At 60.3% G+C, this 12,181-nt stretch carries 1 protein-coding gene (only partly in view); it reads left to right on the forward strand.

Annotation, left to right across the window (positions count from 1 at the left end; translation table 11 throughout):
• Window positions 1-12,181, forward strand: partial view of a hypothetical protein gene (locus NB063_RS18650; RefSeq protein WP_250930273.1) — the start only. Its footprint extends 15,122 nt past the window's final position; the window shows 12,181 of its 27,303 coding nt (coding positions 1-12,181); it begins with the start codon at window positions 1-3; its stop codon lies off the right edge, out of view.

Here is a 12,181-nt window from a genome sequence, read left to right on the forward strand (position 1 = left end):
ATGGATTTGGGCCACCAGCCGATGAATATCGACTTCCTGCTCCAGCAGTTTCGTACGCGCTCGACTCGCAAGAACTCCAAGCTTGCGAGCCGCAAACGCAAGCAGAGCAAACTTGGCACTCGTCTATCACGAATCGAATCGCTCGAGCAACGTCAATTGCTGGCCGGGGATTTTGAAATTCAGGGAAACGAGTTCGCGAACAAAATTGTCGTCAGCACATTGAGTGGTGTCCTGAATTGGTCGCTCGACGGAGTCCCCCAAACGTCCAAACCGATCGCGGATTTCGACAACCTAAAAATCGACGGTTTGGGCGGAAACGACACGATCCACGTCTACGGTGCGTTTGACATCGGTGCATCGAATAACCTCAAGCTCATCGGGGAATCCATCTTCATCGGTAGCACTGGGATAGGAGGCGGAACCGGCACGTCCACCGATGTTTCCACGACCACGTCGCTGACCGCAAACAACATCACGATGTCAAGCGTTGGCGATGAGGTAGGCGCGGGGATCACGGACAATTTGCCAATCTCAATCGCACTGGACGACCGACTGATCATGGTTGGTGACAATGTGACGATCGATGCTAACGGAAAATTGGACCTATCGGCCAACCGCACGAGTTCGTTCATCGGTGGCAAACGACCATTCGGCTACGGCGAAAAGAACGTCGACATCCGCATCGGCTCCGCAGACATTGACGCTGCCTCGGTGAGTATCAACGCCACGGCAGCCGACGAAAATCTCGCAGACGAGCTACCCGACTGGGCTCAAAACAACATCTTTGGCCCCATTCAGGAATACATCAACGACGGCATCCTGCCGAACATCCCCTTGTCGGTGATGGTCCGCGAGAGCGGTGCGTCGATCGACCTCGCGGGAACCCAGATCACGGCATCAGGCGACATCGAAATCAATTCGACGACCTCCGTGGACGCCTCCACGGACGCCGTCGCGGTGAAAGACGCCGAAGACACGTCCGGAAAATCGGCTCTCGGCAAGATCCTCTCCGCAGCCAACAACCTCAGCGCCGGATACAGCCAAGCGACCTCGCGCTCGATCATCAACGTTTCTGGCGGCGCGTCGATCACGGCCAACACCGGCAGCGTCTCGATCATTTCCGACGCGACCACGACGGCGGAAGTGTCGGCGAGTACCGAGATCAATACCGATGCGGACGAACTCGATGACGACGAGGAAGCCGCCGAAGGCGACGTATTCAAGAAAGAAGCCTCTCCGGCAAACACCAACGCACTCGGCGCCTCGATCGCCGTTTCCAACACCAAGACGACCAGCACCGCCACCATCGCTCACGGCGTGACGATCAACGCCGCCGGTAACGTCAATATCCACGCGATCGGTGACGTCACCAACGCTGCCACCAGTGGGCTGGAAATCTTTGTCGACGGACGCGGCGGGATCGGCGTCGCCGTCGGACTCGATGACGCGAACATCACAGCCACGGTTGACGGTAAGATCACCGCGGGCACGGCGACCTCCCTCATCGGATTCACCAAAACCGATGCCGACCAATCTGGTCTCGACCCATCCGTTGCTTCGATGACCAATGTGATCGAGATAACGGACCACGGTTTCGAAACAGGCGAGGAACTCATCTACCTCGCCCAAGACGCGACGGACCTGAGTGACTCACCGACCGTTGGAACCGCGATCGGCGGATTGACTCACGGACAAACCGTTCGCGTCGTCGTGATCGACAAAGACCACATCCAGTTCACCCGCGAAAGTTCGATCGATCTGGATGCGAGATTGATTGAGGCCGGAACGACTCACACGTTGCAACAAAGTGACGCGATTGTCATCGACCCCACCGCCGCGGGCATCGTCGACACGACCGATAACACGATCGCGGTCGGCAATACCGTGTTCACGGTTGGACAACGAGTGAAGTACGTCGTCGGCGGATCTGATCCCGAGACTCAGCCGATCGATTCACTCCGACCGATCGGCGGTTTGGCTGACGGCGAGACATACATCGTCGCCGAATACGACGGAACGGGCAAAACGATCAAACTGTCCAAACCCGTTGCCGATGGCGATCCGCTCGTCGTGATCAACCTGACCTCGGGTGCCGTGGGGGACTCGCACGCGTTCGGGTTCACCAACACACCGATCAGCTTTGAACCATCATCAACTGTCGACAACGACGCAGATCAAATTACCTTCACCGCCGATCACGGACTCGTCACCGGCGACCAAGTCACCTATCGCACCGACCCGACCAACGTCGAGACACAGACATTAGGTCGATCGGCGTATCTGGCTGCTGCCGCGATCACGCCGGAAACGACCACCAGTGTTTCCGCGTCGACCATCATCGACGCCGCCACCAACGAAATCACACTGCCCAATCATGGTTTCGAAACCGGGCAAACGGTCCGGTACACCGCCGCAGGCAACACGGCGTTTGGATTGTTCGAAAGCACTGATTACTACGTCGTGAAAGTCAGCGGCGACGTGATCAAGTTCGCGACGACGCAAACCAATCCGTCAGCGAACATCGTCAGCCTGAGCGATCCGGGAACGATCACGCTCGGTGCCGCAATCACGAGCGACTATGTCGTCGTCAACTTTGACGGTTCACGTACCTCGCCTTTGATTGTCGGCAACCAATTCAACATTCCCGAACACGGACTCGTTGACGGAACCACAGTCGTTTATCGCACCGGAGGCGGCGATGCCGTCGCACCTCTTGTCCCCAACGAAACCTATTTGATCGATGTCGTCGATGCCGACACGATCCAATTGCAAACCACCGCCGGTGCACCAATCACGATCACCGGTGGCGCCACGCTCGGGGCCGACTTCCACGCCTTCGAAGTGCTCTACGGTGACGCCGACGTCGACACCGAAACGTTGTTCTTGACCGATCACGGCTTGCTGACCGGTGACCTCGTCACCTACCACGCCGATGGCTCGAATCTGTTCGGTCTCGTCGACAACGCCACCTACGAAGTCGAAGCGGTCAGCCTCGATGAGATCAAACTGCGTGTGGCTCCCACCGGCAACAACGCGGTCGGTTCGGGCAGCGTGATGAACTTGACCACCGCGACCGCGGGGCAAACCCACCGGCTGACCGCTAACGATTCCGACATTGAGATCACGTTCACCCCGTACGTGACTGCGCCGACCGAAACCATAGGGCTGGTTCGGTTCGATCCGACCGCCGGCCCCACCGTCAACGCGACCGACAACACGATCACCTTTCCCGGTCACGGTTTTGTTGACGGCGACGTGATCACGTATCTCAACGACGGCGGTGTCGACATCGATGGCATGACCGCCGGGACGCAGTACACCGTTTCCGACGTCGATGGCGAAACATTCAAATTGCACAACGGAATCGGCGAAGTCGACTTGACCGCCCCGACAAACGTCAGTGGCAATCACCACGCCTTTGAACGCCTCAGCCAAGTCACCGTTGGCGACTCGGCGATCCGCGGCCTCGGTGGCGGACAAACCTACTACGTCACCAGGATCAACGACAGAACCATCCGGTTGAGCGAAACTCGGTCAGACGCATTCGCGGCCGCACCGATCGAACTGACCGTCTCGGGTGCAACGTCCACGGATCATTCACTGCAGACAATGATGGCATCGGGCATCAAAGTGGCTGCCGTGCTGACCGCGTCCAACGCCGTCGAGACGGGCGCCGGCATCGGCGATGAACCGAAGGCACGCGACGCGATCACCAAGGGCCAACGTCAAGTCGACCGGGACGACGATGACGATTCCGAAAGCGACGACTTCGGGCTGAGCAGTTTCTCGGGAGAAGCCGGTGAAGCATCCGGGCAAGTCGACAACATCAACAGCAGTTTCTCGATCGCCGGAGCGGTCGCGTACAGCGAGTTCACGCACACGGTTCTCGCCACCACGGGGCCTTTATCGGAACTCGAATCCGACGGCGACATTGCGATCACCGCCAAGACCGAGCAATCGGTCAGTGTCAAATCACAAGGCACCGTAATCTCCGACGGCGGCGACGAAGCCAGCGACGATGACGATCCCAACACCGAACCCAAGAAACGCCGCGTCCGCGACAAAGACAAAACCTTTGCCGCCGGCCTCGCTCTCTCAATCGGCAATTTCACCAACACGGTCGACGCGACGGTCAGCGGTGGCAGTCAACTCGATGCGAAACAAGCCATCGACGTCACCAGCGAACTTAGCTATCCGATTCTCGCCGATCCTTTCTGGGTCGATCCGATCGCCGCACTGCCCTTTGGCGAACTCACCCGCTCGACGATTGAAGACGGTTTTGACGCCGAGACGTTCTTCTCCACCGATTTCCGCGAAGAACTCAACACCTCGATGGGTCCCGATCTCGGACTCGGCGAGACGGTCAACATTTGGGCGTCCACCCAAGTCGCCGGCAACGGGACCGATCCTGAAAACAACCCGGCCGGAGTCGAGGGCGCAGCCAAGTACACGATCGCGGCCTCTATCGCCGTCGTTGACTACGACAACCACTCCGGCGCAACGATTGGTGACGGTGCACGGATCAATCAAAAGGTTGCCTACCAGACCGACGAACAGAGCGTTAACGTGGACGCGTCGACCAACATCGAACTGGTCAATCTCGCCGGCATCGTGACGATCTACGCCTACGCCGAGAACATCGTCAACGTCGCCAAGGGCAAAGAGAAACTTAAAGACACACTTTCACCGATTGGCAACCGGGCCGGTGTCGCTGGTCTGGGCGGATCGGCCCTCCTGCAAACGATCAACAACGAAACCCTCGCGACGATTGGCAACGGCGCACTCGTCCGTGCCGGCGATGATGGCGACGTCAACGTGTCGGTCACCGAAGTCATGGTCAGCTACGATCTCGTCCAAGCGGGCGGCGAAGCGGGCAAGGTCGGTGTCAGCGGCAGTGTCAGTGTGCTCAATCAAGACAACACGACCATCGCACATATCAAAGACGACGCGGTCGTCTCGGGCGGAAACATCAGCGTCCTCGCCGACGACGAAACATCGCACGTGTCATTGGTCGGCGCGATGCAGACCGCGGGAATCGCCGCGGTTGGAATTTCGGTGGGTGTGCAAGACGTCAATCGCGAAACCGCAGCGATCGTCGGCGAAAAAGGGGACAGCCTCACGCCTCCCGCATCGGGCAGTAGCCTCGACATCGATGCCAACGGTGACATCCTCGTCGACGCCAGCATGTCGGGATCGTTGTGGACGCTCGGCGTTGCCGGCACCAAAGTCAGCAAGACCAAAGCTCGCGGCGCTAACGCGAAATCTCCCAAAACCGGAGGCGCCAAAGGCAAAAACTCCTTCACCAGCGGTATCGGACTCGCCGGTGACGTGACCTGGAACTCCGTTACGGATTCCACGCTCGCCTACATCAACACGTCCGGTGATGTCAACGCGACAGGCGAACTGACAGTTTCCTCGCAAAACGAAACCAGCATTTCCGCGGTCTCGGGCGCGGTGGCCACCGCCAAAGCCGGCGGTCTCGCACTCGCCCTGGCGGGATCGTTTGCACGCAACGATCTCGAACTCGATACTCAGTCGTGGATTGCGGGTGCCGACGTTCACGCCGATGGCGACATCAGTGTGGCGGCCGATGCGGCATCTGACATTCTCGCCATCACCGCTGGGGTCTCCGGATCAAAGAGCAATCGCAAGAGCGGAGCGAGCGTCGGGATCGCAATTGCCGGTTCGTTTTCCTGGAACACGATCGACTCAGACACCCTCGCGGTCATCGACGATGCCCACGTGACTTCAGGAAGCGACATTTTGGTTCAGGCCATTGATGCCTCCAACATGCTCGCCGTTTCCACCGCCGTCACCGCCACTCTGGCCAAGACCACCAAGGGTGCCGCGGTCGGCGTCGCCGCGTCGGGCTCCGGCATGCTGAATCAACTCGATCGTCAACTCGTCGCGGAAATCCGCGGCGCCTCGGTCGTCACCGCGGGACTCGATGACGGCGATCTCGGAACGACCGAAACCGGTCATGTCCACGTCCTCACGGAAGACCAATCGGGCATCCGTGCCTACGCCGTCGGGGCCGCGTTGTCGCTCGCCGTCGGCTCATCGGGAACGGGCGTCAGTGTCGCCGTTGGAATCTCGATCGCCGAAAACGAAATCGAAGGACAAACGATCGCCCGCATTTCAGCAGGCAGCATCGTGACCAGTGACGACGAAGTCCGCGTGGTCGCCCAAGCGTTGGGCCGTCCCGGCGAAGCTCTCGGTGGCGGACTCACTCCGACCAACCTCGACGACGCAGCCAAAGCGGACTCCGACGACGAAGACACCGTCGCCAATGAATACATCACCGATCGGTCTGCGGACGCCTCCATCAAAGCGACGCTCTACCAACAAATTTTTGGTGTCCCCGCACCGGCCGGGCAAGTCCTGACGCTTTCGCAGCTCGGCACCGAAACCCTCGAGCCGGTCGAAGAAGCCGACGACGAAGAGCTCACCGACGAGGAAAAAGCCGCTCGCGATGCGCAGCAGTCGACCGATGAGGATGTCCAATACGAACAAGACCTCGCCAGCGACGGCAGCGAAAAGGAAGACGACGCCAACCTCGTCGGAACGTCGTGGATGTTCGTTGACGAGACCGCCGGCAAGACCTACATCATCTTTAAAGAAGGCGAAACACTTACCTTTAGCGAATCGTCGATCTCTTCCGTCGCCGTAGCCGCATCACTCGCCGCGGCCGGTGGCAAGAACGGACTCGCTGCTTCCGGTGGTGGAGCCTCGACCGGCAACACGATCTTGACCGAGGTCCTCGCGACCATCGTCGGCAGCACGGTGATTGTCGACGTGGCCGATGGCGACGAAACATCGAGCGGCAATCTCGACGTGATCGCGACCAGTCAAGCCGGCATCGTCTCGACCGTGATCGCAGCTGCCGCATCGGCATCGTTTTCCAGCTCCAGCGGCGGATCACTCGCTATCGGAGCCGCCGTGGCCGAAAACACGATCGGCGACAACAGTTCCACGAATCACTTCGGATCGACCCGCGCGATTATCGACGGTTCGAAAACGCTGATCGAACACGACGTCAACGTCAGCGCCATCTCGGGCCAACGGATCAGCACCACCGTCATCGCGGGCAGCGTCGCGATCAGCGGCTCGTCATCGGCCACCGTTGGACTCGCCGGTGCTGGTGCGTCGGTGGAGAACACGATCAACGCAGACGCCGAAGCCGCCATTAAGAACGTGCCGGCCCCGACGAACGAAACCGATCATCAGTTTTACGCTCAAGACGTTTTCGTCGTTTCGGAAAACACCTCCGAGATCAACGCTCTCGCCGGAGCCGCCTCACTCGGGATCGCCGTCGCGGGCAGCAACGCGGTGTCGGTCAGTATCAGCGTCGGCCTCGCCAAAAACACGATCACCTCACAAACGCTCGCTTCGATCGACACCGCCCACTTCGAACGCGTCGTCGACACGGGAACCATCATCCCCGACAGCAGCCCTGAGGAAACCTATCTCGTCCGCGACTTCGCCGTCAACGACGTCACCGTCCGCGCGAATTCGTCGGGTTCGATCGACGCCATCGCCGCGGCCGCCGCCATCAGCGCCAGCTTCGGCAGCACCGGAGTCGCCGTTGCCGGTGCAGGTGCCGAAGCCACCAACCGCATCAACGCCACGACTCTCGCAACGATCGTCGACAGCCGGCTGTCCGCGAACGGTCACGTCGATGTCGACGCCGAACAATCCACCGCGATCGACTCGTTCGTCGTTTCCGCTGCGGTTGCCATCGCCGGTGGATCCAACGCCGTCGGTGCCGCCATCGGTGTCTCGCTGGCTCGAAACATCATCGGTCAAGCCGACGTGGCCGTTGCGATCGATCACGACCTGAGCAACCGCAACATCACCATCACCAACGGGCAAACCATCCAAGTCACCGCGGGTCCAGGTGCCGGTGACGTCTATCGTTACATCGGCGCACCCGCGATGAGCGATCCCAATCCCTCGGCCGACGAAAACTGGTTGACCCGATTGGATTTCAACGACCGTGAGAAATGGGAACGGGCCGATATCGCCCCGGTCGCCCAAGACGCCAATGATCCAACGATCGGCAAGGCCGTCGGTGCGATCCTGCACGACTCCGCGATTGTTGCCACGGGTGATTTGACCGCCGACGCGGAAGCCCGTTCGAAGATCCAGTCGTTTGTCTTCGCCGCCTCGGTCGCCGCCTCGTTCGGTTCCAATGCGGCTGCTCTGGCCGGTGCCGGGGTCGGTTCCTACAACGAGATCACGCTCAACGTCGCCTCGACAATCGACGGCGAACACGCCGCGCCGACGATCGAAGGCTATCGCGGCACCGACGGTGCATTCATCCTGACCACCGATGCGTCGGAACTCGCAAACTTCTCCGCGACGAGCTTCCCGACCTACCACACCCGCAGCGTTTCGCTCGACGCTGACGACAACACGCAGATCGATTCCTTCGCCGGTGCCGCTGCGATCGCTGCCGCATTCGGTGCCAATGGGATCGGACTCGCGATCGGTGTGTCGCTCGCCACCAACGTGATCGAGAACAACATCGACGCGTCGATCCGCGATATCAACCGGGGCATGTACACGACCGGATACTCCACCGTCACAACCGAGCGTACCGAAGAAGATATCAACGGCGAAACCGTTTACTTCTTTACGCACACGATCGAAAACGAATACGAAGGCGACATTTCGCTGACGGCAACTGAAAACGCGACCATCGAATCAGTATCGGTGGCAGCCGCCGTGTCGCTCGCGTTTGGTTCGGTCGGGATCGCGTTGTCGGGTGCCGGTGCGACCGCGACCAATGAAATCAACAACGTCGTCACGACGACGATCGACAACTCGTTTGCGGTCGCCGACGGGGCGTTGATCTTTGCCGTCGAAGATCAATCGCCATCACTCGACACTCCCGACCCGGACCTTGCCGAGACCGTGCTCATCGGCATCACCCGGTCTGACATTCTGCTCGACGCCAAAAACACGTCGCACATCGAATCCAAAGTCTTCGCGGTCGCGGCCGCAGTCAGTGGCGGTAGCGTCGCGGGTGCCGGATCGATCGGTGTCGCACTCGCCGACAACACGATCGGAACCGAGGGCGCCGCGTCGGGATCCAACACGCACCAAACGATCGCATCGATCACCGATTCGATGGTCTCGGCCGGCAACGACATCGACGTGCTCGCCAAGAGCACTGAAACCGTCCGCACGTTGTCCTTCGCCGGTGGAGTCGCCATCGCGGCGGGTATCGGATTCGCCGGTTCCGCCACCGGAACGACCAGCGACACGTCGCTGTCCAACGACACCCACTCCTACCTCAGCCGAACGTCCGCCGGCGCCGGCGAAGACGTCACCGTGAAGGCCACGGCCGATTCACGCGTTTTACGAGCCACCGGTGTCGGTGCCTCCCTCGCGGTATCACTCGGCGCGGTTTCCGTTGCCGTCACGCTGATCGAAAACACCATCGACGCCGACGTGCGAGCTTGGATCGACGACGACGATTCCGACGCCAACGACGAAGCCATGAAGATCATCGCGGTCGGTGACATCATGGTCATGGCCGACGCCGAAGCAATGCGGATCGACAAAGTCACCGGTGTCGTCGCCTCGGTCTCCGGCGGCCTCGTCTCGGCCAGCGGTGGCGGCATGGACATCACCAACACCATTGCCAACGACGTCAAAGCTAGCATCGCCGACGGCGTTGTCGTCCAGTCAAACGCCACCGTCACAGCCCGCGCCAACGAAGACGCCTACGTCGACGCGGATGCCACCGCCGTCACAGTCGCGATCAGCCTCGGTGCCGCGATCGGCGTCGCAACGGTGACAAACAATCTCGCCAGCACCGTCGAAGCGACCGTCGAATCGGCCCGCATCGAAGGCGTCGACGTCCTGATCCGCGCCGATTCCGATGCCCACATCGATCGCACCACGACGGCGGGCGTCTCGGCGTCACTCGTTGGCGTTGCCGCCAACTCGGCCAATGCCAACCTCAGCACCACCGTCAACGCGTTGGTCGACGACTCCGTCATCCTCGCCTCAGACGAGTTGTCTATCCTCGCCGATGGAGAGAGCTACGCCCGTGCGGACGCTCTCGGTGGAGCATTCGGCGCCATCGCGGTCGGCGTGATGTTGTCGGAAATCAACCGTGGCACCAACGCTGCCCCCGACGTCACGTCACTGATCGACAACGGATCCGCAATTTCGGCGGGACGCCTGATCATGTCGGCAACCTCCTACGACGATTTGCTCGCCACCACGGTTGCCGCCGGTGGCGGTGTCGTGTCCGCATCGGCATCGGACAGCACCATCACCAGCAACCAGAGCACGCTCGCCAAAGTCGGCTCCGACGTGGTCGTCATCGCCGGCCCGATAAGCATTACGTCTGCGAACACGCAGCACGTCGACTCCTCAGCCGACGCTTACTCCGTCGGTCTCGCCACGGGTGCGGGTGCCGGCACTCATAACACGCTCACCGGTGATGCTGACATCGAAATCAACGGTGGCGCGGAAATCTACGCCGACCACTTCTCAATCGGAGCCACCAACCGCGTCCATAAAGATGGCATCAACAATGGATTCAACCTGCAAAGCGGCTCGGTCGGCCTCGGTTCGCTAACCATCCTTGAGAGCAAGACCGACATCGGCACGACCAGCGACAACGTCGAAGCCTTAATCACCATCAGCGACGGCGCCTTGATCGAAGTCGACGGCGGAACCGCGGACAATCCAGGCCTGCTTGAGATCGAATCCATCGTCGTTGCCGAAGCGTTCGACCGGACGAAGATCGAAGCCGTTTCCGGTTTCGGCGCCACCCACGCCAACAGCGACATCAGCTCAAATACCAACGCCAACGTCGTTGTCAGCGGCGCCTCGTTGATTAACAAACGCGGCGACGTCAACATCGCCACAACGCATGACGTCGGATTGTTCCCCAGCAGCAATCTGTTCTCCGCTGGCGTGAGTGTCGCCGCTGGGGCCGATGCGAACGCCAACGCCAACGTCGACAACACGATCACCGTCGACGACAGCCTGATCCGCGGTGCTCAGGTACAGATCATGTCGGGCCGGAGCAACTTCCAAATCCCCAACCTGGTTTCGCTCAGCAGCAACGTCGACGTCACCACCGCCTCGCTCGGCCCTTCGGTCGCGATCGGCACGCCCGATGCCAACGCCACCTACGTCAACCGCGTGGCTCTCAACAACAACGCGGCCATCGAAGGTTTCAAAGACGTCGTGCTCGTTGCCGAGCAAAACATTGACATCCCCGTCCGCGTCGATACGGACGGCCTCGTGCTCAGCCTCTCACTCGTCCCCTATGGCTACGATGTCGGTGGAAACACGAGTCGCAACGGCACCTCCGAAGTCACCGTCTCGACGGGAGCCGACGCGTCCCACGTCACCGCAGGGATCTACAATAAATCCGTGATGGTGATCCGCAGCGTCGCGTTCGATCAACAGAAGATCACCGAAGCAGCCAGCACCTCCGAACCCGCTCCCGCAGGTTACGTCTTCGATCCCAACGGCGGCAACTTTCTCGAAGCCGACGGCGACTATGCGTTCGCAGAATTCCTTGGCCTCGATCTTGATTCGCAGATCCCCTACGAGTTCGCAACGCTCACCGTCGATCAAATTGCGGTCGATGTATCGATCGGAAATATCGTCACCGTCGAAGGCAGTTACCACACCGGAGGCGTCGCGGGCCGATCGTATCGCTATCGCCCCCTCGATGGGCAAGGCAACCTCCGGCCCGAACTCGATGACCAACAGCTCATCCTGCAAAACATCAACTACGCCGACACCTCGATGTGGCAGGACCTCGGTGTCTTAACTCCGACCCAAGCCGAAGCCGCATCGAACGGATCTGTCGTCTACACCAGTGGCCAGACCGCCGTCTTCGAAGCCAGTCTCAACAACAAGTTCTACGTCATTAAGAACCCCGATATCGACATGCCCACGCTGTCGTATCGCAATGTCGGCAACCTGTTGCTCGAACAACGCGAGCAGGTCATCGAATGGATGAACGCTCATTCCAACAACCCCGAAGCGATCGCGAGATACGAAGTCCAACTCGCCCAAATCGACGCGACGCTAGCCGACCTCGGCCTCACCGAACAACGCACGATCGAAGAAGCGGGCAGCAACGGTACGGTGACCAAAACGATCACCGTCGTGCGGGAAGAACTCGACGCGATGTTCGTCG

The organism is Aporhodopirellula aestuarii, assembly GCF_023701485.1.
Taxonomy (GTDB): domain Bacteria; phylum Planctomycetota; class Planctomycetia; order Pirellulales; family Pirellulaceae; genus Rhodopirellula; species Rhodopirellula aestuarii.